Below are 24,138 nucleotides of genomic sequence, written 5' to 3'. Positions count from 1 at the left end.
TCGGCGGGGGGCGCGCGGAGTCGGCGGGGGACGCGCGCGCGGCGACCGGTGGGCGCACGGGGCGGCGGGGTTGGGCGGACGCCGCATTTCGCAAGGGGGGCTTTGGTAGCGTCGAGACGAAATCGACTAGGCACATCGACTAGGCACTACGAAGGGGTTTTGCACGTGAGCACCACACCCGTCAAGGTGGCCGTCACCGGCGCCGCCGGCCAGATCGGCTACAGCCTGCTGTTCCGCATCGCCTGCGGCGACCTGCTCGGCCCGGACACCCCGGTTCAGCTGCAGTTGCTGGAGATCGAACCGGCGCTCAAGGCCCTCGAGGGCACCGTCATGGAGCTCAACGACTGCGCGTTCCCGACGCTGGCCGGCGTCGAGATCGGCTCGGACCCCAACAAGATCTTCGACGGCGCCAACCTGGCGTTGCTTGTCGGCGCCCGCCCCCGCACCAAGGGCATGGAGCGCGGCGACCTGCTCTCGGCCAACGGCGCGATCTTCACGGGCCAGGGCAAGGCGCTCAACGACCACGCCGCCGACGACATCCGCGTGGGCGTGACGGGCAACCCGGCCAACACCAACGCGCTCATCGCGTCGACCAACGCCCCCGACATCCCCAAGGAGCGCTTCAGCGCCCTGACCCGCCTGGACCACAACCGGGCGATCAGCCAGCTGTCGGAGAAGCTCGGCGTGCCGGTCACCGAAATCAAGAAGATGACGATCTGGGGCAACCACTCGGCCACCCAGTTCCCCGACCTGTTCCACGCCGAGGTCGACGGCAAGAACGCCTACGACGCCGTCGGTGACCAGGACTGGTACGCGGACACGTTCATCCCCACCGTCGCCAAGCGCGGCGCCGCGATCATCGAGGCGCGCGGTGCCTCGTCGGCGGCATCGGCGGCCAGCGCGACGATCGACGCGGCCCGCGACTGGCTGCTCGGCTCGGCGGCCGACGACTGGGTGTCGATGGCTGTCGTCTCCGACGGCTCCTACGGGGTCGCGGAGGGCATCATCTCCTCGTTCCCGGTCGTCACGAAGAACGGCGACTGGGAGATCGTGCAGGGCCTGGAGATCAACGACTTCAGCCGCGGCAAGATCGACGCCAGCGTCGCCGAGCTCGTCGAAGAGCGCGACGCGGTCAAGGAGCTCGGCCTCATCTGAGTTCTACCCCGGCCATAAGAAACGGCGCCCCGCAATCGCGGGGCGCCGTTCTCTTTTCGCCGAACCTGGGTTAGCTCTTGACCGAGCCGGCCATGAGGCCACCGACGAAGAAGCGGCCCAGGACGATGTAGACCAGGAGCGTCGGCAGGCTGGCGAAGAGGGCGCCGGCCATGGAGACGCCGTAGTTCTGGAGCATCGCCCCGTTGGCGAGATTGTTGAGCGCCATCGTCACCGGGCCGTTCTGGCTGGAGGTGAAGAAGACGGCGAACAGGAAGTCGTTCCACGCCGAGGTGAACTGCCAGATAAGCACGACGACAAAGCTCGGAATAGAGATCGGCAGCACGACGGAGAAGAACGTGCGCAGCATTCCGGCGCCGTCGACCTTGGCCGCCTCGATGAGCTCGTGCGGCACCGTCTCGTAGTAGTTGCGGAAGATCAGCGTCGTGATCGGGATGCCGTAGATCGTGTGCAGGATGATGAGCGACACGATGCCCGAGGGCACCTGCAGCGTGAGCATCAACTGCAGCAGCGGAATCATCACGGCCTGATACGGGATGAACATTCCGAACAGGATGAGCGTGAACACGATGTTCGCGCCCGGAAAGCGCCAGCGCGAGAGCACAAACCCGTTCATCGACCCCAGCAGCGCCGACAGCAATGCGGCGGGCACGACCATCTGCACCGTGCGCCACAACGACGGCGACAGAGTCGTCCACGCCTCCTGCCAGTTGGCCATTGTCCATGTCTGCGGCAGCGCCCAGGTGCGGCTCGGGTCGGCGTCGCCCATGCCCTTGAAGCTCGTGATGAGCAGCACGTACACGGGGATCAGCACGACCACCAGCGAGAACAGCAGGATCCCGTAGCGCAACATGCGGCCGTAGCCGAAGCGGCTGCGCGACGGTGAGCCCTTGGGACGCACGGTGACCGGAGGCGGTGCGGGGGCCGTCGAGGTGGTCATCGCTTGGACTCCGCCCGCGAGGTGAGCACGAGATACGGAATGACGAGCACCGCGACGATGACCAGCAGGATCGCGCCGACGGCAGCCGCGTTGGCGTAGTCGTACGTCGTCTTGAACACGTACATGTCGATCGCCGGCACCAGCGTCGAGTACGCCGACTGGCTGGAGATCGACATGATGAGGTCGAACGCCTTGAGCGACATGTGCCCGATGATGATGAGCGCCGACAACGCGATCGGCGAGAGTTGCGGGAAGATCACGTAGCGGTACAGCTGCCATTCGCTGGCCCCGTCGATACGCCCCGCCTCACGCAACTCCTCGGGGATACCGCGGAAGCCGGCGAGGAAGAGCGCCATGACATAGCCGGAGAGTTGCCAGATCGCCGGGAGCGCGATGGCCAGAATGCCAAGGCTGATGTGGGTCCACCACGGGTTCTGCAAGAACCCGAGCCCGGTCATCTGGAACAGCCGGTTCAACCCGGAGGCCGCGTCGCCCTGATTCGCATTGAGCAGCCACTTCCACACGACGCCGGAGGCGACGAAGGAGACGGCCATGGGAAACAGGAAGATCGAGCGGAAAATGCACTCGCCCCTCATCGGCTTCTCCAGGACCCAAGCCCAGGTGAAGCCGATGAGGAGCGTGCCGACAAGGAAGGCGAGCGTGAACAGCAGCAAGTTGCGCAGCGAATGCTGGAACGACTCGCTGGTGAACAACGCGATGTAGTTATCGAGCCCCACGAACTCCGTGGGACGCCGCCCCGTCACCTGCCCGGCGGTGTGCGCGTTCGTCATCGACTGCTGCACGTTGAGGCCGATGAAGCCGTAGACGAACACCGCCAGCAGCAGCAGCGACGGCGAGATGAGCAGGATCGGCGGCAGCCAGCCCTTCGCCTTCCGCAGCAATGGGGTCAGCCCTTGAGGGAGGCGGTGGCGGTGACGAGCTCCTTCTGGAAGCCGGCGAGGTCACTGGCACCCTGCGTGAACTTCACGACGGCCTGGTTGATCTGCGTCGAGACCGCGACCGGGGCCGCGGCGCCGTGGGCCAGGGAAGAGACGATCGTGTCGTTCTTGAACGACTCCATCGCCTTCTGCTGGTACTCCGAGAGCTGCGCGACATCGACATCCGTGCGCGCCGGAATCGACCCCTTGACCTTGTTGAAGGCCAGCTGGCCCTCGCTGCTGGAGATCGTCTGCAGCCAGTTCTTCGACCCGCCCGGGTGCTTGGCGCCCACGGGCAGCGTGAAGGAGTCGGCGAGGAAGTCGAAGACCTTCTCGTTGCCGGGCACCGGGAACCAGATGTAGTCGGTGCCCTCCTTCTTCTGCTGCGAGTCGAAACCGGCGACCGCCCAGTCACCCATGACGTTGTACGCGGCCGAACCGTCGACAACCTTCTGCATAGCCGGCTCCCAATCGAGACCGTCACGGTCGGGATTGGTGAACGACATGATCTTCTGGAAGTTGGTCAACGCCTTGGTGACATCGGCACCCGCCCAATCGGTCTTGCCGTCCCACAGCCCGTTGTACTTCTCGGCACCCAGGTCGGAAATGAGGATCGTCTCCAGCAACTGGGTCTGCGTCCAGTCCATGCCGACCGTAATCGGGGTCTTACCCTTCGCCTTGATCTTCTCCATGTCGGCGATCCAGGCCTCGATGCTCGCCGGCGGGGTGTCGGGGTTGATCCCGGCCTCCTTGAGCACGGCCGGATTGGCCCACACGACGTTGGCGCGGTGGATATTGCTGGGGATCGAGTAGATCTTGCCGTCGACCGTCAGTCGCTCGACGAGATTCTCGGGGAAAGCCTGCTTGAGGTTGAACTCGTCGTAGAGCGCGGAGACGTCCTCGATCTGACCGGCGTCGATGTAGTCGGTGAGTTCGGCACCGGCGTGCGCCTGGAACGTGTCCGGCGGGTTGCCCGCCTGCAGGTCGGCCTGCAGCTTCTGCTTGGCCTGCGAGCCGGCGCCGCCGGCCAGGGCCGCGTTGACGAACTTGGTGTCGGGGTGCTGTGTCGCGAACACCTTCTCCAGTGCCTCGAGGCCGGCCTTTTCGCTGCCCTGCGCCCACCAGGTGACGACCTGCACCTCGCTGGCGTCACCGGCTCCGGCAGCGCCGCCCGTCGAACCAGCCTCCGGCGTCGTAGCGCCGCCGCCGCCACAGGCGGCCAACGTCAGACCGATCGTCACCGCTGAGGCCACAGCCGCGATTCGCTTCATCAATCCACTCCCTCTCGGGTCGGCGTCGACCCGGCACCGAAAGGCACCGCCGAGCAGCAGCGCCTGTTTCGCCGACAAGAAATGCGGTCGGCCTATTGACGATAACTCCGGTGTGGGTGGAACACGGTGGATGAGCGAGATTGAGGTCCGAGTGTTATGTGGATCACGAACTGCGGGAATGCCCGATTCCGCCGCGTTTGCGGCGGCTGGCCTTCGGCGCGTTTTGTGATCCGGGCCGGCGCCAACGAGCGCGAGCTTCAGCCCAAGTGATCGGGGCGGCCCCCACGTTTGGCCCAATACCGTTCGCGCGCAACGCGAGAGTCGGCGAACAGGATCGCGGCGATGATCGCCAGCAGCACGAGATTGACCGCTCCCAGAAGCTGCCACGGAATATGCCGGCCGACCATCGCAGCGGCGCCGAGCACATTGACCGCGGCCGCCACGCACCCGGCGATGTCCAGGGCCCGGCTGCGCACCTGCAGGGCCCCGACGCGCCCGTCCGGCCGAGCCGCCCGCAGGCCCGCCGCCAGCAGGAAACCCCCCGCGACGATCGAAGCGCCCAGCACGATGTGACCCGTGGCGACCCAGACGACGAGCCCAACCACTCCCACGACTGCACACGGCCACCACAGCCCGAGCCGGGCGGTCGGTGCAGCCCGACCGGGATTCGTGGGGGGCGCGCCCATAGCTCAGACCAAGGCGCCGGTCTTGGCCCGCTGCTCGGCGATCTGCACGATATTGCCCAGCAACATGGCCCGAGTCATCGGACCGACACCTCCGGGGTTGGGCGCGACCCACCCCGCGACCTCCTTGACGTCGGCCGCGACATCACCGGCGATCTTTCCGTCGCGGCGGGAGACCCCGACATCGAGCACCGCGGCGCCGGGCTTGACCATGTCGCCGGTGACCAGGTCGGGCACGCCCGCGGCGGCCACGACGATGTCGGCGCGGCGCACCTGGTCGGCCAGGTCACGGGTGCCCGTGTGGCACAGGGTGACGGTGGCGTTCTCGCTGCGCCGGGTCAGGATCAGCCCGAGCGGGCGCCCCACCGTCAGGCCGCGGCCGATGACGACGACCTGCGCCCCCGCGATCGGCACGTCGTGGCGACGCAGCAACTCGACGATCCCGACCGGGGTGCACGGCAGCGGCGCCGCCCGGTTCATCACGAGACAGCCGAGGTTGAACGGGTGCAAGCCGTCGATGTCCTTGGCGGGATCGACCCGCGAGAGCAGCGCGAACTCGTCGAGACCCGTGGGCTGCTGCACGATGAAGCCGGTGCAGTCCGGGTCGGCGTTGAGCTCGTCGATGACCCGCTCCACCTGCTCCTGCGTGGCGTCGGCGGGCAGGTCGTGACGCAGGCTGCGGATGCCGATCTCCGCACAGTCCCTATGTTTGGCGCCGACGTACCAGTGCGAGCCCGGATCGTCGCCGACGAGCACGGTGCCCAAGCCGGGCACGATTCCCTGCATCGCCAGCTGCGCCACTCGCTGCGCGAGTTCGGCTTTGATCGCGGCCAAGGTCGCCTTGCCGTCGAGGACACGTGCGGTCATGCGCGAATCCTCGCACAGCGGCTGCGGTGCAGTTGAGCGGCGCTTGGATACGAGCGGAATTCGCCTGCGGCCCCAGCGAATCTAGCCTGAGGGGATGACCTGGTCACCGACGCAGCGACGCCTGCTCGCCGCGGTCGCCGCGCCGGCGGGCGCCCTGCTGTTGGCCTCGTGCTCAGCGCTCGGCCTGCAGGCGCCGGTCGCGACCCCGGGGGTCACCACGCCACTCGGCGCGCCGACCGTCGAAACGTTGGAACCGCAGACGCCCACGCAGATACCGTCCCCCACCGGCGCCGGGGGGCAGCAGAGCGCCGGGACGATGCCCGGCGGCAACGGCATGGCGCAGGTGCTCGTGCTCGGCGACGAAGCGGTGCCTCCGGGCTGGGTCGACGCCACCCCGCGCGAGACCGGCGGGTACCGGATGAGCGTGTGCGGCGTCGACCTCGAGCCGACGTCTCCGTTGGACGGGGCGCAGCGCCGGTGGCAGTTGTCGGCCAACGGGCGGTTCCTCGAGCAGCACGTGCGGGTCTACACCGGCGGCACCGCGGCGGCCGTCGTCGCCAATCTGCAGCGCGCCATCCCCTCCTGCACCTCGTACACGACCCGCGACGGCGGCGGCACCGCCACGTACCGCGTCGAACGGCTGCGGGTTGCTGGGGCGGGCGCCGACATCGTGGCCTGGCGCCAGAAGCTGACGCTGCCCCGAGCGGTCCCGCAGAGCACGCAGGCTCCGACCGCTCCGGCGAGCCCGACCTCGCCGACCGCGCTGCCGACCGCGGCGGCGACCACCGCGGCCGCCCCCACCACCGCGGTGGAGCCGGCGCAATCGCACGAGCTGATCCAGGATGTCGCCGTCACCCGCCGCGGCTCCTCGGTCGTGCTGCTCGCGTCGTACTCGATCGACCAGGCGCCGCAGGCGGACGTGCTGGCCACCGCCGTCAAGGCCCTCGGCCCGCAGCGCTGAGGCGGCAGGCGGCGCTGAGGCGACCGGCGGGTGGGTGTGGTCAGGGCGCGGGCGGCGGGTCGTGATCGTCGAGCCAGGCGCGCACCGACTCGTTGTGTTCGCCGAGCAGCGGCGGCGGGAGGTGTTCGGCGCGGCCGCCGCAGTACGGATTGTCGTCGAGGCGCAACGCGGAGCCTGGGATCGTGATGGGGCCGAGCACCGCGTGATCGACGCTGAGCAGCAGGTGCTGGCTGACGGTCTGGTCCCACTCGTAGACCTCGTCGATGGTGCGCACCTTGCCGGCGGGGATGCCGAGTTCGGCGAGCCGAGCAAGTAGCGGCTCCGCGTCCCAGGAGGCGAAAGCGGCCTCGACGGCGACGATCACGGCCACCCGATTGCGGACTCGCTCACCGTTGGTGGCCATGCCCGGGGCCTGCGGGTCGAGCCCGAAGGCATCGGCGAACTTGCTCCACTGACTCTGCGCGGCGACGGCGACCTGCACCTTGCCGTCGCGGCAGGCGAACAGCCCGTAGGGCGCGATCGCCGGATGGTGATTGCCCTGCGCGCGACCCACCTGGTCGGCCACCGTGTAGGCGGTGCCGTGCAGAGCATGCACGCCGACGACCGAGGCGAGCAGGCTCGTGCGCACGACGCGGCCGCGGCCGGTGCGTTCCCGCTCGAACAGCGCCGCCGCGACGCCATAGGCCAGGTTCATCCCCGAGAGCAGGTCGCCGATGGGCACGCCGACCCGCTGCGGATTGTGCGGATCGGGGCCGGTCAGGCTCATCAGACCCGCCTCACCCTGGGCAATCTGGTCGTAGCCGGCCCGGCCGCCCTCGGGGCCGTCGTGGCCGAATCCGCTGATCGAGCCGATGATCAGGCGCGGGTTGAGTTCGTGAAGGCGCGCGACGGAAAAGCCGAGCCGGTCGAGGGCGCCCGGACGAAAGTTCTCCAGCAGCACGTCGGCGCGCTGCACGAGCCGGGTCAGCAGCTCGACGCCTTCGGGCGACTTCAAGTCGCTGGTGATCGACTCCTTGTTGCGGTTGGCCGCGAGAAAGTACGTCGACTGATCGGCCTCGGGTCCGACGAACGGCGGCCCCCAACTGCGGCTGTCGTCACCGTGCCCAGGCGCCTCCACCTTGATGACGCGCGCGCCGAGATCACCGAGCATCATCCCTGCTTGCGGCCCCGAAAGGGCTCGGGTGAGATCGACGACGACGATGCCTTCCAGGGGTGCGCTCATGGGGCCATCCTGGCCGTTCGCACCGGATTCCGCCGCCGACTCCTGCGACGCGGCTGCGGCGCGCTAGGCGTGTTCGCCGGGGCGGCCGGCGGCGGGGTCACCCTCGGCGTGCCCGGCGGCCCAGTAAGCGACGGCGCTGACGCGGCGACGGTCCAGCCCCAGCCCGGCGACGAGGTGGGTGCGCAGGGTGCGGACGGCGGCTGCCTCCCCCGCGATCCAGACCTGGGTGTCGGCGGGGCAGGTGAGGTCGTCGGCGAGCGCCGCCATCGGCTCCCCTGGGCGGCGGTCTCCGCGCGGCAGCCACGTGACCTCGCGGATCGGCAGCGGCACCCGCTCGGCCTCGTCGGCCACCTCGACGTACACGCGCAGGTCGGTGGCGCCGACCTCGAGGAGTTCGGCGACGATGGCGCGTGCTGCGGGGATGCCGGTTTCGTCGCAGATGAGCAGGTGCCCGGCGGCTTCGCGGTCGATCTCGTAGGTGCCGACGGGTCCGGTGACATCGACCTCGTCCCCGGGCAGCGCCTGCTCCGCCCAGTCGCCGGCGAGCCCGCCGCCGTGCACGACGAACTCCACTGCGGCGGTGCCGTTCTCGGAGTCGAGGTCGAGCAGCGTGTAGGTGCGACGGCGGCGTCGGGCCGCCCCCGCCTCGGCCTGGTCGTCGCCGAACGTGCGCCCCGTGGGAAACGCCAGTTTGACCCGCTGATCCGGCCCGGTGGCCATCACCCCGACGAGGTCGTCGCCACGCAACTGCACCCGCACCATGCGCGGCGTCGGCCGACTCACCGCGGTGACGGTGCAGCGCGCGGGTCCGCGCCGCCGTCGGCTGTCCCGGATGGCCATACGTTGCTCCTCGTGCCGATCGCAGCGGTCGCGGGACAGCGTAGGCGCTGACGCGGGTGGCCGTTGACGGGCACCGGCGACCAACTCTCGCCGGACGTAGCGGATTCTTGACGTACTGGGCGGGGGTGTGGCCTTGAGCCGATCTGCAAAGGTGCAGGTCAGCGCGTTTCGCGTGATCGGTGCGGGTTCGCGAGTACGTCGAGAATCCGCTACGTCCGGCCAAACCCGCAGTTACGGGGCCCCGGCAAACCCGCGCAGGGCCCCTGCAGGCCCGCCGGACGGCGCACCCGCGGGGTGCCCGCGAGATCTGCGGGTCACACTAAGGGCATGCGACCGGCTCAGGACGAGGATGCGAGCGGCCCGAACGTTGCCGGGTTGCTGCTCGCGGCGGGCGCCGGGCGCCGCATGGGCAGCCCGAAAGGCTTGCTGCGCAGTGCGGACGGCACCCCCTGGGTGGCCCGGGCCGCGGCGGCCCTGCGCGACGGCGGCTGCGGGACGGTGACCGTGGTCGTCGGCGCGGCAGCGGAGCAGGTGACCGCCCTGGTTCCGGAGTGGGCGCAGGTCGTCGAGGCCGCCGACTGGCAAGACGGGATGAGCGCGTCGCTGCGGACCGGGCTGTGGGCGCTGACCGCCGCGAACTCCCACTCAGCGGCGGACATCGGCTGCGAGTGCGTCCCCGCCTGCGCATCTGGCCCTACCGGGGACTCCGACCTCGGTTCCAAGGCTGACCTTCGCCGCGCCGGCGGCCCGGGCGGCGGGGCGGTGGCCGCGCTGGTAATGCTGGTCGACACCCCAGGGGTCGGCGCGGCGGTGGTCGACCGCCTCGTGCGACACGTCGGTGACACCGGCGCGAACACGCTCGCCCGGGCGGCGTACGACGGGCGACCCGGGCATCCAGTGCTGCTGGGGCGCCGGCACTGGGCGGGGGTGATCGAGCACGCCCGCGGTGACGAGGGCGCCCGAGGGTACCTGCGCGGGCGCAGCGTCACGGTCGTCGAGTGCGCCGACATCGGCGACGGCACCGACATCGACACGCTGTGACGCCCTGGCCCTCTCGACGGTTGGGCCCCCTGTCCGTGGTTGCGCGTGCTGCCGCGACGGGCTGCAGGGCAGGCAACGGTCGGCGGGCCAGCGGAGGCCCAGGGGTACGCCGTCAGTGGGCGAAGTGCCGGATGCCGGTGAAGTAGAGGCTCACCCCGGCGGCCTCGCAGGCGCGGATCGTCTCGTCGTCGCGCATCGAGCCGCCCGGGGCCACGATGGCCTTGACGCCGGCATCGATGAGGATGCCCGGGCCGTCGGCGAACGGGAAGAACGCGTCGGAAGCGGCGACCGAGCCTTGGGCGCGCTCCTCGCCGGCGCGGGCGACGGCGAGCTTGCACGAGTCCACCCGGTTGACCTGGCCCATACCGATGCCCACTGACGCGGCGCCCTTCGCCAGCAGAATCGCGTTGGACTTCGTGGCGCGCACGGCCTTCCAGGCGAAGTCGAGGTCGACGAGCGTCTGGTCGTCGACGGAGGGGCCCGCGACGAGGGTCCAGTGCAAGGGGCGGTCGCCGTAGCCGGCGGTCGGCTTGTCGTCGTCACCCGGCTCGATCACCGCGTCGATCCGGTCGCGCTCCTGCACGAGCAGGCCACCGGCGATCGATCGGGTCTCGAACCCGCCGGGGCGGGGCGGCTGCACGACGAGCAGCCGAAGATTCTTCTTGGCGGTCAGCACGCGAAGGGCATCGTCGTCGAAGCCGGGCGCCACGATGACCTCGGTGAAGATGTCCTTGACCGTCTCCGCCATCGCCGCCGTGACGGGGCGGTTGGTCGCGATGACCCCGCCGAACGCGGACAGCGGGTCGCAGGCGTGGGCCTTGGCGTGCGCGTCGGCGACGTCGGTGCCGACCGCGATCCCGCACGGATTGGCGTGCTTGATGATCGCCACCGTCGGCTGGTCGCCGTGGTCGTAGGCCGCGCGGTAGGCGGCGTCGGCGTCGACGTAGTTGTTGTAGCTCATCTCCTTGCCGTGCAGCTGCTCCGCCCGGCCGAGGCCGGGGGCGCCGTTGGCGGCGGAGTAGAGCGCGGCCCGCTGATGCGGATTCTCGCCGTATCGCAGCCCGGCAAGCCGGTTGTACGTCGCGCCCATCCACTGTGGGAAACCGCTGCCGCCGCTCGTGTCGGTCAGCACGTTGCCCATCCACGAGGCCACGGCGACGTCGTAGGTCGCGGTGTGGACGAAGGCTGCCGCGGCAAGGGCCTGCCGTTGGGCCAGCGTGAACCCGCCGGAGGCCACCGCCTCCAGGGCCTGGCCGTACTGGTCTGGGCTGGTCAGCACCGCGACGCTCGGGTGGTTCTTGGCGGCGGCGCGCACCATCGACGGACCGCCGATGTCGATCTGCTCGACGCACTCGTCGGGGCCCGCGCCGGAGGCGACCGTCTGGGTGAACGGGTACAGGTTGACCGCGACCAACTCGAACGCCTCGACACCGAGTTCGTCGAGCTGGGAGAGGTGTTCGGGCTTGCGGGTGTCGGCGAGCAGGCCCGCGTGCACCCGCGGGTGCAGGGTCTTGACGCGCCCCTCGAGGCACTCAGGGAAGCCCGTGAGGTCTTCGACGCGGGTCACCGGGAGTCCCAGGTCGGCGATGGCCTTGGCGGAGCCGCCCGTGGAGACGAGCTCGACGCCCGCCTCGTGCAAGCCGGTCACCAGCTCGGCCAGCCCGGACTTGTCGAACACCGAGACGAGCGCTCGGCGCACCGGTCGGCGGCCTTCGTCGGCCGCGCGGCCGCCCTGCGCGTCAGGTCGGTGGCCCTCATCGGAGGCGGAGACGGAGGGTTCGGTGGTCACGAGCGGGCTCCTGTGATCGGCGTGCGCGGGCACCCAGGCGGGCCCACCGAGCCTATTGCAGCCGCCCGGGCGCGCCCCCTCCGCCCCGAGGTCCACAAGCTGGGCGCTGCGCTGGCCGCTCGAGGTCCGGATGCCGACGGTCGCGCTGACTGCCCACGGCTGCTGTTGCAACCGCAGCCGTCGGCAGGGAGGGCAACCGTCAGCTTGGGTGGGCCGACGGGGCGACCGGGGTGTGGCGGGGCGAAGTGGCGCGGGGGGTCAGGTCGGGAGGGAGAGGCGGCCGGAGGCCAAGGCGCCGACGACCTCTACGAGCAACTCCCGCTCCTGCACTTTGATGCGCTCGTGCAGGGTGGCCTCGTCGTCACCCGGGTGCACGGGGACGGCGCGCTGGTCGATGATCGGGCCGGTGTCGACGCCTGAGTCCACAACGTGACAGGTGGTGCCGGTGACCTTCACGCCGTGCGCGAGGGCGTCGCGGACCGCGTGCGCCCCGGGAAAACTGGGCAGCAGCGCCGGATGGGTGTTGATGATCGTGGACCCCGCAAGCACCTGCGGCCCCAGGATCTTCATGAAGCCCGCGCTGACGACGAATCGCGGCTCGTACGAGGCGATCTGCCGGGCCAGGGCGGCATCCCAGGCCGCGCGGTCGGGGTGGGCGGCGAGGCGTTCGACGAACGTCGGGATGCCGGCGCGGGCGGCGCGCTCCAACCCTTCGATGCCCTCGCGGTCGGCCCCGACGGCGGCAACCCGGACCCCGAATGCAGGGTCGGCGCACGCGTCGATGAGGGCCTGCGCGAGGGTGCCGGAGCCGGAGAGCAGGACGAGGACGGGCACGGTCTGCACGCGCTCGACCATAGTCCAGCGGGCCGCGCGGGCGCCCTCGGGCGGTAGCGTCCGACCATGTCGACTCCCACGAAAATCGTCCTGGACTGCGACCCAGGGCACGACGACGCGGTCGCTCTGCTCCTCGCCCACGCCGATCCGCGCATCGACCTGTTGGCCGTGACGACGATCGGCGGCAACCAGACGCTGGAGAAGGTCACCCGCAACACCCTGGGGATTCTGACGCTGATCGGCTGCACCGACGTGCCGGTCGCCGCCGGGTGCACGCGCCCCCTCGTGCGGGAGATGCGCGTGGCGGCGGACATCCACGGCGAGTCCGGCCTCGACGGCGTCGACCTGCCCGAGCCGACGATCACCCTGGACCCCCGGCACGCCGTCGACGTCATCATCGAGACCGTCATGGCGCACGGTCCGGGCGAAGTGACGCTCGTGCCCACTGGCCCGCTGACGAATATCGCCTTGGCCGCCCGGCGGGAGCCCGCGATCATCGAGCGGGTGCGCGAGGTCGTGCTCATGGGCGGCGGGGTGCACGTCGGCAACGCGACGCCGGTCGCGGAGTTCAACATCCTCGTCGACCCCGAGGCGGCCGACATCGTGTTCGGCGCGGGCTGGCCGGTGGTCATGGTGGGGCTCGACGTCACCCACGAGGCCCTCGCGACCCCGCAGGTGGCGGCCCGGGTGGCGCAGATCGACTCGGTCGCAGGGCGGTTCGTCGGGCAGCTGATCGAGGCGTTCGGGGAGAACTACCGGCAGGTGCAGGGCTTCGATGCCCCGCCGGTGCACGATCCCTGCGCGCTCGCCTACGTCATCGACAACTCGATCGTGGGCACCCGTCGCGCGCCGCTGACCGTCGAGCTGCGCGGCGAGCACACGACCGGCATGACCGTCGCCGACCTGCGCGGACCCGAGCCGGCCGACTGCCCGACGAGCGTCGGGGTGAGCCTGGACGTCGACAAGTTCTGGGACCTGGTGGTGGGCGCCCTCGAGGAGCTCGCCCCCGGTGCCCAGCCAGGCGCTTCGCCGGGCTGACACCGGGGTTCGCGGGGCTGACACCGGGTGGTTCGGCGCTCTTTGGCGCCCGGGCGCCAAAGATAGTGTTCGTTTTTGCTCACCTGACGGTGCAAAAGCGAACACTATCTTTTGGCGGCGGCCGCGTCGGGTCGTCTGGCGGGCCGGGGTGGGTCGCGGTCCGGCCGGGTGCGCGTGTCTGACCCGGGGTTGGTCGCGCCCCCGGCTCAGGAGGGGCCGGTGGTGCGACGCTTCGGGGCCCGCCCGGTGCGGGTGCCCGACGCCTTGGCGCCAGGCCTCCTCGCACCCGCTGACTTGGCACCCGCCGTCTTGGCGCCCGCGGTTTTGGGACCCGACGTTTTGGGACCCGACGATGTCCTAGCACCGAGGCTGCCGGCCTCCGATGCCCTGCTGCCCGCGGCTGCGGTGGTGTCCGGTGGGGTGTCCGTCGAGTCGCTGCCGACGGTGTTACCGGACGCGGCGCGCGGCTTCCGCGCGGCTCGTCGGCGCGGCAGGCGGTTGACGCGCAGGCCGGTGACGAGGGCGGCCAGCAGGCCGCCGAGCAGCAGTTCTCCGGTGAGGGCGGCACCGGCGGGGAGCACCGCCGGTCCCAGCCGGTCGAGGCGCTCGGACCCCAGGCCACCGGAAGCGAGCGCGAACACCGCGGTCGTCAGTAGCCCGGTGAGCAGACAGGCGGCCACCACGGACACCAGCCGCTGCCGCCACGCGGACAGGCGCGCGCCGCGGCGAACGGCGACCCAACCGACGTAGAACCCGACCGCGACCGGCACGAGCAGCACGAGCCGGAACAAGTCCGGCAGCGGTCCGGGGTCGGGCAGCAGACCGAACGCCGGGACGAGCGGCAGGGCGCCGCCGTGCGCGTAGCCGACGCCGACGGCGGGTCCGCCAGCAGAGAAGCCGGGTCCCACAATGACGGAGAGCACCCACGCCGCGCCGGTCGGCAGGTACAGCAGCTGGCCGATGGTCAGCACGGCGCCGCCGACCCAGCCGGGAGCCAGGTCGCCGTAGAGGCTGGCGACCCGGTCGACGCTCAAGGCCGTCACCACCACGAGGGCCAGCGCCCCGACCCCCAGCAGCACGATCACGCCGCGCAGCGAGGGCGCCACGGCACGCCGCAACCAGGCCGGCACGTAGTCGTACCAGGCATCCACCACCCGCGGGATGACCCGATCGAGGTGCCCGCCGAAGAGCTGGGCGCCGGCCCAGGCCACGCCGAGAAGCGCGACGACGAACGCGCAGAGAGCCGCGAGCGCCGGCTGAACGGAAGCTCCGGGCAGCCGTGCGAGCGTGCCGACGAGGAAGGCGACCAGCGCGTAGGTCATACAGAATCCGACGGCGGAGACCAGCACGTCGCCGCGCACCCAGTCGGTGGGCCGAGCGCGGTGTCGCTGGGCGGCCTGCGGTGCCAGCAGCCGTTGCGCTGACCAGCGCACGGACAGCAGCGGAAGGAGGGTCAGCAGCCACGGGATGAGCCCCAGGCTGCCGCGCCCCAGGTTCAGCGGAACCCCGTGCGCGAACAGCCAGCCGAGCAAGCCGGTGGTGATCGCGGTGCCGGCCGGCACGGAGGAGGCGGTGCTGGCCAACCACGCGGCGAACACGAGCGTGACGACGAGGCTCGCGGGCACGAAGGCCGCGAGCAGCGCGTAGACGATGACGCGCGCCCACTCGGGAGCGTCATCGAGCATGCCGTCGGGTTCGGCGCCGTCGGCGCGCCCGGACGGAGGTCTAGAGGTTCGCCGGGGCAGGGTCGGGGTTGGCAGTCGCATGGCGACTCCATCGTCCCGGCCCACGTGCCGAACCCCAAACCCCCACGCCGCGCGACCCTCGCGGCTCCGGTCGGCGTGGCCTCCGGTCGCTCAGGGGACGCTCGGGCGGCCGCGCTAGGACACCGGCGCCCGGGACCTCGCCGTCGCAAAGGCTCGCCGTCGCAATGGCTCGCCGTCGTAGTCGCTTCGCCGTCGTAATGGCTCGCGTTCGTAATGGCTCGCTTTCGTGAGGCCCGCTGGCCTAGGGGACACAGCTGTCCGGTGTCGCTATCCACAGGCCCCCGCCTGCTCGGGCCTATCCACAGGCCCGGCTGCTGGGACGAGCGCGATGCGCCGGCGGTGCGGCACAGTCTCGTCATGTCGATCGCAGCCGCGTTGTTCGTGGCCGTAGCTTTTCCGGGCCTCCTGCCGAACCTCGCGCCGGACCTCCTGCCAGCACTGGCCCTTGCGCTGTCGGAGGTCGCGCCCGGCGCAGCCGCCGAGCTGCCGGGCGCACCGTCTGCCCTGCCAGCCGCGGCTATCCCCACGGCCATCCCCACGGCCATCCCCACGGCCCCGGCGGGCATCTGCGCAGTCCCGGCCACTGCCTTGGCGCCACTGGCCGGGCTGGCGGTCGTCGGCGGCCTGAGCGGGCTGGACATCAGACGTCGGGTCGAGGCCGGCGTGCATCGGCGCGCGGAGGAGCAACGGCTGCCGAGTCCGCGAGTGGCGTGGCTGGTGCCCGTGCTGGCGTTGTCGTGGCCGGCGTTCGCCCTGGCTCCCGCGCTGGTCCGCGGGCCGGGACCGACTCCCCTCGTCGTTGCCGCCTTCCTGGTGGCGAGCCTGCCGCTGGCCTGGCTGGCGGCGGTCGACCTCGACGTGCACCGACTGCCCAACGCGGTCACGCTGCCGGGGCTGTGGCTCGGTCCGGTGGTGCTGGTCGCCCTTGGATTGATCGGCGGTGACCCGGCGGCCGCGGGACGAGCGGCCGTCGGCGGGCTCGTGGCGGGCGGCGCCTACGGTCTGCTCTACACGATCGGGCTCCTGCTGGCCCGCCCCGGGCTGGGCCTCGGCGACGTGAAGCTGGCCGGTTGCCTCGGCCCGTGGCTGGCGTTCTGCGGCTGGACCCACCTGGCCACCGGCCTCTACCTGGGCCTGGCGTTCGGGGGTCTGGGCGCCGTCGCCCTACTACTGGCCCGCCGGGCCCGCGCGCACACCCCCATCGCCCACGGCCCGGCGATGGCCCTCGGCGCCGGCGTTGCCCTGTGTCTGCCGCTGGGTTGAAGGTAACGAAGCCGGCCGGGTCGTACCCCGAAGAACGGGGTCGACCCGGCCGGCTGGCGCAGGTGGATTCAGCGCTGGTGCGGGTAGTCCTGCAACACGACCTGCGGGGTCGGCTGGAGGTTGTCCGCGGGGTTGACCGGAGCCGGCGGGTGGGCACCGAGCTCGACCCGGGTGTCCTCAGCGCTCACACCGTGGTCGTCGGTCATCGTGGCGTAGTCGAACGGGTCGCCGCCGTCGAGCACGTGGTGCACCCGGTCCAGGTCGATGGTGTTCGTCCACCGGCCCACGAGGATGGTGGCGACAGCGTTGCCGGAGAAGTTCGTCAGCGCGCGGGCCTCGGACATGAACCGGTCGATGCCGACGATGACGCCGACTCCGTCGAGCAACTGCGGGGCGTGTGCCTGGAGGCCGCCGGCCAGGGTGGCCAGGCCAGCTCCGGAGACGCCGGCCGCGCCCTTACTGGCCACGATCATGAACAGCAGCAGGCCGACCTGCTCGCCGAGCGACATCGGCATGTTCATCGCGTCGGCGATGAAGATCGCGGACATCGTCAGGTAGATCGCGGTGCCATCGAGGTTGAACGAGTAGCCGGTCGGCACGACGACGCCGACGGTGGGCTTGGAGACGCCGACGTGCTCCATCTTGGCCATGAGGTTCGGCAGCGCCGATTCTGAGCTGGAGGTCGCGACGATGAGCAGGTATTCGCGGGCCAGATACTTCAGGAGCTTGAAGATATTGGTGCGGGTGACGATCCACAGCACGCCACCGAGCACGAAGATGATGAACAGTGCGCAGGTCAGGTAGAAGGCGCCCATAAGCTTGAGCATTTCGCCGACGGCCTTGGAACCGGATTCGCCGACCACACCGGCGATCGCGCCGAACGCGCCGATCGGGGCGACCCACAACACCATCGTCAGGATGCGGAAGACGAGCTTCTGCAGGTGGGCGACACCGGCGAGAATCGGCTCACCCTGTTTGCCCATGCGCTGCACGGCGAAGCCCACGAGGAGAGCGACGAACAGCGTCTGCAACACCGAGCCGGAGACCACGGAGCTGAACAGCGTCTCGGGGATGATGTGCGCGATGAAGTCCACCGTGCCGCCGGCACCCTCGGCCTTCTTGGCGTTTTCGGCGCCGGAACCAGGGGTGATCGTCAGGCCGTGACCCGGCTGAATCATGTTGCCGACCATGAGGCCGATGGCCAGCGCGAACGTCGACATCGTGATGAAGTAGGCCAGAGCGATACCGCCGGCCTTACCGACGCTGGCCGCGGCCCGAACCGACCCGATGCCGAGAACGATCGTGCAGAAGATGACCGGGCTGATCATCATTTTGATGAGGGAGACGAAGAGCGTCCCCAGCACCTTCCACTCCTTGGCCGCCTCGGGGGCCACGAGTCCGAAGACGATGCCGGCGACCACCGCGCAGATCACCGCGATGTACAACCAATGGGAGCGATCCCGCGGCGGCCGCTTGGCTCGGCGATCTGCGGGCCCGATGTTGTCGGCGTTGACGACATTGCGTGTCCTTTACAGGGGGCGCCCACCCTTGGGCGCGTGATTGCGACCTCCATAGCGTCGAGCTGTGCGTTCCCTACGTCACGCTTGTGTACATAGAGTTCGCACCGCCCGCGTTACACCGGTGTTCCGCAGGGTGTCGGCGCTGGTCCTTGAGTCAGAATGCGTAGATGTCGCCGCGCGCCTCCGATCGCTCGCTCGCGCGCCAAGTGCTGGTGCTGCAGGCGCTGCTCATCGCGCTGATCGTCGGGGTGGGGCTGGGCCTGGCCATCTACGAGACGCGCATCGGCAACCGCGAGCGGGCGACCGAGCGGGCGCTGGCGGTGGCAAGCTCCGTGGCGGACACCCCCGACGTGCTGGACGCGGTCCGCTCCCCCAACCCCACTGCGGCGCTGCAGGACTACGCCGAGCGGGTGCGCCACGACACCGGCGTCGACTTCGTCGTCATCATGGACCTGCAGGGGCGGCGCTACACCCACCCCGATCCGGCTCAGATCGGCGGGCAGTTCGTCGGTGGACTCGGCGATGCACCGCGCGGCGTGCCCTACACGCAGGAGTACGCCGGAACGCTGGGCCCGTCGATGCGCGCGGTGGTCCCGGTGACCGACGACGACCAGCCGGTGGCGCTCGTGGCCGTCGGCATCACGATCGAGAAGATCCAGCAGGAGGTCTGGCGCGGCACCCTGGCAGCGACGCTGGCCGGGCTCGCCGTGTTGGCGTTCGGGGTGCTCGGCGCGCTCGTCATCTACCGGCGGCTCGGACGGCAGACCCACGGGCTCAGCGCCCGTGAGTTGACCCGCATGTACGAGTACCACCAGGCGGTGCTCTACGCGGTCCGCGAGGGGCTGCTGCTGCTCGATTCGAATTACCAGGTGCAGCTGGTCAACGATGAGGCGCGGCGGCTGCTGGACCTGCCGGCCGATGCCGCGGGGCGCTCGGTGCGCGACCTCGGCCTGCCGCCCGCCCTGGTCGAGGCGGCCGTCGGGGGGCGCCGGGAGACCGACGACGTGTACCTCGTCAGCGGGCGGGCGCTGGTCGTCAGCTCCATGCCGGCGCGGCGCGACGGGCGCCTCGTCGGCACGGTCGTCACGGTCCGCGACCGCACCGAACTGCAGTCTGTCAGCGGCGAATTGGGTGTCGTGCGGCGGCTGACGGCGGCGCTGCGCGCGCAGAATCACGAGTCGGCGAACCGGCTGCACACGGTCGTCTCGCTCGTGGAGATGGGTCGCCCGGAGGAGGCGATCGAGTTCGCCACCGAGGAGCTGCAGATTGCGCAGCTGCTCACCGACCACGTCGTGGCGTCAGTGGACGAGCCGGTGTTGAGCGCTCTGTTGCTGGGCAAGAACGCCGAGGCGGCCGAGCGCGGCGTAACGCTCGAGGTGGAGGCCGATGTCACCGAGCCGCGCCTGCCCGTCGACGGGCGCACGCTGGTGACGATCGCCGGAAACCTCATCGACAACGCCCTGGACGCGGTGGGCGCGCCCCTGTCCGCCGATCCCATGTCCGCGGGGTCCGACGGCGCGGATTCACAAGGGGACTCGGATTCGCCGCGGGTACACGTTCACGTGCTCTGGAATCCGCACGAGCTGCAGATTGCGGTGTCGGACAACGGGCCCGGTATCGCCCCCGAAGATGCGCAGCGGGTGCTGCAGCGCGGCTGGTCGACGAAGGCCGGACCGCCGGGCAGCCGCGGCATCGGCTTGGCGCTCGTGGCCCAGTTGGCGCAGCGGCAAGACGGCGGGTGCGTATCGATCGCAGTGACCTGGGCGGGGCGCTGCTGACCGTGACCTTACGGGAGGGCTCATGACGATCCAGGTGCTCATCGTGGAGGACGAGGAGCTGGCGCGGCAGGCGCACGCCACGTACGTGCAGCGCCTGCCGGCGTTCGCGGTCGCCGGGGTGGCGGCCACGGCGCGGGAGGCGGTGGCGCTGATGTCGTCGGGCCTAAGGGTCGACCTCATCCTGCTCGACATGAACCTGCCCGACGGGCACGGCCTGGAGATCGTCCGGTCGCTGCGCGCGGCGGGCCACGGCTGCGATGTCATCGCGGTGACGGCGGCCCGCGACGCCGCGATCGTCAAGCGTGCCGTGACTGCCGGGGTGGCGGGCTACCTGCTGAAACCGTTCACGTTCGCGCACTTTCGCGCACGGCTGGAGCAGTACGCCGAGTACCGCGAGCGCATGGCCGGCACGGAGGGCGAGGTCGCCCAGAGCGAGGTCGACGACCTGCTCGGCGTGCGCCGCCCCGCCGCGGCCGCCACCCCGAAGGGCCTGAGCCCCGAGACGCTCGCCCAGGTGCAGGAGCTGCTGGCTGCCTCCGCCGAACCCCGCTCCGCCGGCGAGGTCGGCGCCGCCGTCGGCGAGGTCGGCGCCGCCGTCGGCGCCTCCCGCGTCACCGCCCGCCGCTACCTGGAGTACCTGGCCGACAACGGCATCGCCACCCGCACCGTGCGCTACGGCGGCCGCGGGCGCCCCGAGGTCCAGTACGGAATCTGACTGCCGCGCCGGCTCGCCGGCCCGGCGCGACGGGCGCGGTTACTGCCCAGTGTTGCGGTCGCGACCGCACCCCTCGGCAGCGAGCGCAACCGTCGGTGGAAGGGGCGTGCGGGCGGAGTCGGGTGGGGTGGGTCGGGGTGCCCGGACAGCGCGGCGGGCCGGTCGCCGTTGGGTGACCGGCCCGCCTCCGGGGCTTGGGGGCTGGCTCAGCCCTGCATGATCTCGCGCATGAGGTTCGCGGTCTCGCTGGGGGTCTTGCCGACCTTGACGCCGGCGGCCTCGAGGGCCTCCTTCTTGGCCTGGGCGGTGCCCGACGATCCGGTGACGATCGCGCCGGCGTGGCCCATCGTCTTGCCCTCGGGAGCCATGAAGCCCGCGACGTAGCCGACGACCGGCTTGGTCACGTTCTCCTTGATGTAGGCCGCGGCCCGCTCCTCCGCGTCGCCGCCGATCTCGCCGATCATGACGATGCCCGCGCAGTCGGGGTCGTTCTCGAACGCCTCGAGGCAGTCGATGTGCGTGGTGCCGACGATCGGGTCGCCGCCGATGCCGACGCCGGTGGTGAAGCCGATGTCGCGCAGCTCGTACATCATCTGGTAGGTCAGCGTGCCCGACTTGGAGACCAGGCCGAGCTTGCCCTGACCCGAGACGTTCGCCGGGGTGATGCCGGCGTTGGACTGCCCGGGGCTGATGATGCCGGGACAGTTCGGGCCGATGATGCGGGTCGTGCCCTTGCTCTGGGCGTAGTTGAAGAACTCCGCGGTGTCCTTGACCGCGACGCCCTCGGTGATCACGACCAGCAGCGGCATGCCCGCGTCGATGGCCTCCATGACCGCGTCCTTGGCGAACTTGGGCGGCACGAAGACGACCGAGACGTTGGCGCCCGTGGCGTCCATCGCCTCCTGGACCGAGCCGAAGACCGGCACCTTGACGCCGTCGGCGAACTCGACCTCCTGACCCGCCTTCTTGGGGTTGACGCCGCCGACGATCGCCGAGCCGGAGTTGATCATCCGCTGGGTGTGCTTCATGCCCTCGGAGCCGGTCATGCCCTGCACGATGATCTTGCTGTCGGAGTTGAGGAAGATTGCCATGCTCGTTTCAGTCCTTACTTCGCAGCCGCGGCCAGCTCGGCGGCCTTGCGCGCGCCGCCGTCCATGGTCTTCTCGATGGTCACCAGCGGGTGGTCGTACTCGGCCAGAATGCGCCGGCCCTCTTCGACGTTGTTGCCGTCGATGCGCACCACGAGCGGCTTGGTCGCCTCGTCGCCGAGGGTCTTGAGCGCGCCGACGATGCCGTTGGCGACCGCGTCGCAGGAGGTGATGCCGCCGAAGACGTTGACGAAGACCGACTTGACCTGCTCGTCGTTGAGAATGACGTCGAGGCCGTTGGCCATGACCTCGGCCGAGGCGCCGCCACCGATGTCGAGGAAGTTGGCGGGCTTGGCCTCGCCGCCGGTGTACTCCTCGCCGGCGTAGGCGACGACGTCGAGGGTGCTCATGACCAGGCCCGCGCCGTTGCCGATGATGCCCACGTTGCCGTCGAGCTTGACGTAGTTGAGGTGCATCGCCTTGGCCTTGGCCTCCAGCGGGTCCTCCGACTTCTCGTCGACGAGGTCCGCGTGCTCGGCCTGGCGGAACTTGGCGTTGTCGTCGAGCGTGACCTTGCCGTCGAGGGCGACGATGTCGCCGTCCTCCAGCTTGACCAGCGGGTTGACCTCGACCAGCGTCGCGTCCTCACCCTTGTACACGTCCCAGAGGCGCTGCAGGACGGGCACGATCTTCGCGCCGACCTCTGCGTCGAAGCCGGCCGCGTCGACGATCTCCTGCGCCTTCGCCGCGTCGATACCGACCTGCGGGTCGACTGCGACCTTGGCCAGCGCCTCGGGCCGCTCGTGCGCCAGCGTCTCGATGTCCATCCCGCCTTCCTGGGAGCACATCGCCAGGTAGTTGCGGTTGGCGCGATCCAGCAGGAGGGAGAAGTAGTACTCCTCGTCGATCTTCGCGCCCTGGGCAATCATCACCGTGTGCACGGTGTGGCCCTTGATGTCCATGCCGAGGATCTCTTGGGCGTACTGCTCCGCCTCGTCGGCGTTCTTGGCGACCTTGACGCCGCCGGCCTTGCCTCGGCCTCCGACCTTGACCTGCGCCTTGACGACGGTCACGCCGCCGCTGGCGGCACCGATCTGCTCGGCGGCCGCGCGGGCCTCCTGCGGCGTCGTAGCGATCTGGCCTGCGAGCACGGGTACACCGTGCTTCTCGAAGAGGTCGCGGGCTTGATACTCGAAAAGATCCACGGTGCGATTCCTCGTCTTCGAAAGGGAATGTCCGCGTGCGATCCTACCCGCCGTTCAGCGGCGCCAACCGAGCAATGGGAAGAACGCCCGAACCGGCACCGTGAGCCGAGGGGCACGGGCATGACCAGGGCAAACTCGTATGGGTGTCGAGGCAGCACACCGACTCCCGTCGCCCTAGCGGCTGGGAGTCGGTGTGTACGGTCGGTCGCCCGGCTGGCGGTCGACCGGTGGTCGCCGCCACGTGCGCTCAGGCCTGGGCTGCCTGGGCGGAGCCGACGTTCTCGTTGACCCAGGTGACGATCTCGGTGGTCGTCGCGCCGGGGGTGAAGATCTTGGCGACGCCCATGGCCTCGAGCTCAGGAATGTCGCCCTCGGGGATGATTCCGCCGCCGAAGACGACGATGTCACCGGCGTCGCGCGCCTTGAGCAGCTCGATGGTCTTGGCGAACAGGGTCATGTGTGCGCCGGAGAGCACGGACAGACCGACGGCGTCGGCGTCCTCTTGGATCGACGCCTCGACGATCTGCTCGGGGGTCTGGTGCAGGCCGGTGTAGACGACCTCCATCCCGGCGTCCCGCAACGCGCGGGCGATGACCTTGGCGCCACGGTCGTGGCCGTCGAGGCCGGGCTTGGCGACGACGATACGCAGCGGAGATTCACTCATGGGCTCACCCTAGCCGCCAACGGCGCGCCTGGGCCGGGCGTTTGGTCCCCAGCTGCGCGCTCGCCCGGCCGCCCCAGCCGGCCGCAGCGGCCTGGTTACGCAGGCCTGGGCGCCCCGGCGACGCCACACAGCAGTGTGCCTTTGCGCAAGACCGGTCCCACATCTAGCGAGTAGGACGATCGACTTGTTGGTAAAGAAATGGTCACGTAATGTTATCGGTTGCCCCAGGAGCCCCCGGGGTCGCCGGCCGGGAGGAACGGCCCGCAGCGCCGCTGCGAAGGGTCGACCCGCGCCCCTGACCTGCGAGAACAGTTCGAGGTATCTCTGTGAGCCCACACCAAGGTCGCCACCGCGCGCCGAAGCGCTCCGTGCTGCGCCGACGGGTGCTCGCGCCCGCTGCCCTCACGCTCGCGTCCGCCGGAATGGTCGTCGCGACCGGCGTCACCCCCGCCGCTTTCGGCGAGGGCGTGCGTCCCGCCGCGCCCGCTCCGGCTGCCGCGCCCGCTCCGGCCGCCGACCCGAACCAGGTGGAGGCGGCGGGC

Annotated in this window: 21 protein-coding genes and 1 pseudogene; 8 read left to right on the top strand and 14 right to left on the bottom strand. The window is 70.5% G+C overall.

Annotated features, from left to right (window positions below):
- Positions 1–165: 165 nt before the first annotated feature.
- A complete protein-coding gene (locus KILIM_RS13525; RefSeq protein ID WP_006593270.1) occupies positions 166–1,155 on the top strand; it encodes a malate dehydrogenase in 990 nt (329 codons plus the stop codon).
- Positions 1,156–1,225: 70 nt separating this feature from the next.
- On the opposite strand, the gene KILIM_RS13520 is transcribed toward KILIM_RS13525, so the two are convergent.
- The 5 genes from KILIM_RS13520 to KILIM_RS13500 form a co-directional block, all read right to left on the bottom strand.
- On the bottom strand, positions 1,226–2,113 hold the full coding sequence (locus KILIM_RS13520; protein WP_006593269.1) for a carbohydrate ABC transporter permease: 888 nt from the start codon (positions 2,111–2,113) through the stop codon (positions 1,226–1,228).
- Positions 2,110–3,015 carry a carbohydrate ABC transporter permease gene (locus KILIM_RS13515; protein WP_006593268.1) on the bottom strand — a complete coding sequence of 302 codons (906 nt, stop codon included), beginning with the start codon at positions 3,013–3,015 and terminating at the stop codon, positions 2,110–2,112. Before KILIM_RS13515 ends, KILIM_RS13520 begins: the two co-directional genes overlap by 4 nt.
- Positions 3,016–3,020: 5 nt before the next feature.
- A complete protein-coding gene (locus KILIM_RS13510) occupies positions 3,021–4,322 on the bottom strand; it encodes an ABC transporter substrate-binding protein (RefSeq protein ID WP_006593267.1) in 1,302 nt (433 codons plus the stop codon).
- 257 nt (positions 4,323–4,579) lie between these two features.
- Positions 4,580–4,933 carry a DUF3017 domain-containing protein gene (locus KILIM_RS22480; RefSeq protein WP_157551711.1) on the bottom strand — a complete coding sequence of 118 codons (354 nt, stop codon included), beginning with the start codon at positions 4,931–4,933 and terminating at the stop codon, positions 4,580–4,582.
- A 78-nt stretch (positions 4,934–5,011) separates the two neighbouring features.
- Positions 5,012–5,872, bottom strand: a complete 861-nt coding sequence (locus KILIM_RS13500) for a bifunctional methylenetetrahydrofolate dehydrogenase/methenyltetrahydrofolate cyclohydrolase (protein ID WP_006593265.1) — start codon at positions 5,870–5,872, stop codon at positions 5,012–5,014.
- A gap of 94 nt (positions 5,873–5,966) precedes the next feature.
- On the opposite strand from KILIM_RS13500, the gene KILIM_RS13495 reads away from it, so the two are divergent.
- On the top strand, positions 5,967–6,833 hold the full coding sequence (locus tag KILIM_RS13495) for a hypothetical protein (RefSeq protein ID WP_006593264.1): 867 nt from the start codon (positions 5,967–5,969) through the stop codon (positions 6,831–6,833).
- A 40-nt stretch (positions 6,834–6,873) separates the two neighbouring features.
- Here the strand turns inward: KILIM_RS13495 and KILIM_RS13490 are convergent, their stop codons facing one another.
- Together KILIM_RS13490 and KILIM_RS13485 are read right to left on the bottom strand one after the other, a co-directional pair.
- The gene (locus KILIM_RS13490; protein WP_006593263.1) at positions 6,874–8,055 is read right to left on the bottom strand and encodes a CaiB/BaiF CoA transferase family protein; all 1,182 of its coding nucleotides are present in this window, start codon (positions 8,053–8,055) and stop codon (positions 6,874–6,876) included.
- A gap of 63 nt (positions 8,056–8,118) precedes the next feature.
- Positions 8,119–8,895: a siderophore-interacting protein gene (locus KILIM_RS13485; RefSeq protein ID WP_006593262.1), complete on the bottom strand. Its 777-nt coding sequence runs from the start codon at positions 8,893–8,895 to the stop codon at positions 8,119–8,121.
- A 327-nt stretch (positions 8,896–9,222) separates the two neighbouring features.
- Between KILIM_RS13485 and KILIM_RS13480 the strand changes: the two genes are divergently transcribed.
- Positions 9,223–9,936: a nucleotidyltransferase family protein gene (locus KILIM_RS13480; protein ID WP_006593261.1), complete on the top strand. Its 714-nt coding sequence runs from the start codon at positions 9,223–9,225 to the stop codon at positions 9,934–9,936.
- Positions 9,937–10,048: 112 nt separating this feature from the next.
- Here KILIM_RS13480 and purH read toward each other — a convergent pair whose 3' ends face one another.
- Together purH and purN are read right to left on the bottom strand one after the other, a co-directional pair.
- Positions 10,049–11,635, bottom strand: coding sequence for a bifunctional phosphoribosylaminoimidazolecarboxamide formyltransferase/IMP cyclohydrolase (purH, locus tag KILIM_RS13475; RefSeq protein WP_040563375.1), 1,587 nt, complete (start codon positions 11,633–11,635; stop codon positions 10,049–10,051).
- 348 nt (positions 11,636–11,983) lie between these two features.
- Entirely contained in the window at positions 11,984–12,580 is a 597-nt protein-coding gene (purN, locus tag KILIM_RS13470) for a phosphoribosylglycinamide formyltransferase (protein ID WP_006593259.1), read from the bottom strand.
- Between the two features lie 45 nt (positions 12,581–12,625).
- Here purN and uriH point away from each other — a divergent pair, with 45 nt between their 5' ends.
- Positions 12,626–13,597 (top strand): uridine-preferring nucleoside hydrolase UriH, encoded by a 972-nt coding sequence (gene uriH / locus KILIM_RS13465; RefSeq protein WP_006593258.1) that lies wholly within the window; start codon positions 12,626–12,628, stop codon positions 13,595–13,597.
- 206 nt (positions 13,598–13,803) lie between these two features.
- On the opposite strand, the gene KILIM_RS13460 is transcribed toward uriH, so the two are convergent.
- Entirely contained in the window at positions 13,804–15,363 is a 1,560-nt protein-coding gene (locus KILIM_RS13460) for a cell division protein PerM (RefSeq protein ID WP_006593257.1), read from the bottom strand.
- Between the two features lie 357 nt (positions 15,364–15,720).
- On the opposite strand from KILIM_RS13460, the gene KILIM_RS22475 reads away from it, so the two are divergent.
- Positions 15,721–16,626 (top strand): prepilin peptidase, encoded by a 906-nt coding sequence (locus KILIM_RS22475; protein WP_051988790.1) that lies wholly within the window; start codon positions 15,721–15,723, stop codon positions 16,624–16,626.
- A gap of 68 nt (positions 16,627–16,694) precedes the next feature.
- Here the strand turns inward: KILIM_RS22475 and KILIM_RS13450 are convergent, their stop codons facing one another.
- Positions 16,695–18,071: a cation:dicarboxylate symporter family transporter gene (locus tag KILIM_RS13450; protein ID WP_218880109.1), complete on the bottom strand. Its 1,377-nt coding sequence runs from the start codon at positions 18,069–18,071 to the stop codon at positions 16,695–16,697.
- 242 nt (positions 18,072–18,313) lie between these two features.
- Here KILIM_RS13450 and KILIM_RS13445 point away from each other — a divergent pair, with 242 nt between their 5' ends.
- Together KILIM_RS13445 and KILIM_RS13440 are read left to right on the top strand one after the other, a co-directional pair.
- Complete coding sequence (locus tag KILIM_RS13445) at positions 18,314–19,924, top strand: sensor histidine kinase (RefSeq protein WP_006593254.1); 1,611 nt, start codon at positions 18,314–18,316, stop codon at positions 19,922–19,924.
- A 22-nt stretch (positions 19,925–19,946) separates the two neighbouring features.
- Positions 19,947–20,639: a response regulator gene (locus tag KILIM_RS13440; RefSeq protein WP_006593253.1), complete on the top strand. Its 693-nt coding sequence runs from the start codon at positions 19,947–19,949 to the stop codon at positions 20,637–20,639.
- Positions 20,640–20,845: 206 nt separating this feature from the next.
- Here KILIM_RS13440 and sucD read toward each other — a convergent pair whose 3' ends face one another.
- From sucD to icmB, 3 genes are all read right to left on the bottom strand, one after another.
- A complete protein-coding gene (sucD, locus tag KILIM_RS13435) occupies positions 20,846–21,730 on the bottom strand; it encodes a succinate--CoA ligase subunit alpha (RefSeq protein ID WP_006593252.1) in 885 nt (294 codons plus the stop codon).
- Positions 21,731–21,744: 14 nt separating this feature from the next.
- Positions 21,745–22,932: an ADP-forming succinate--CoA ligase subunit beta gene (gene sucC, locus KILIM_RS13430; protein ID WP_006593251.1), complete on the bottom strand. Its 1,188-nt coding sequence runs from the start codon at positions 22,930–22,932 to the stop codon at positions 21,745–21,747.
- A 247-nt stretch (positions 22,933–23,179) separates the two neighbouring features.
- Complete coding sequence (icmB, locus tag KILIM_RS13425) at positions 23,180–23,596, bottom strand: coenzyme B12-dependent isobutyryl CoA mutase small subunit (protein ID WP_006593250.1); 417 nt, start codon at positions 23,594–23,596, stop codon at positions 23,180–23,182.
- Between the two features lie 326 nt (positions 23,597–23,922).
- On the opposite strand from icmB, the pseudogene KILIM_RS24055 reads away from it, so the two are divergent.
- Positions 23,923–24,138, top strand: a pseudogene (locus KILIM_RS24055) (excalibur calcium-binding domain-containing protein); the annotation flags it as partial.

Source organism: Kineosphaera limosa NBRC 100340, from assembly GCF_000298215.1.
In the GTDB taxonomy this organism is placed as follows: Bacteria; Actinomycetota; Actinomycetes; order Actinomycetales; family Dermatophilaceae; genus Kineosphaera; species Kineosphaera limosa.
This window is presented reverse-complemented; position numbering and strand designations above follow the sequence as displayed.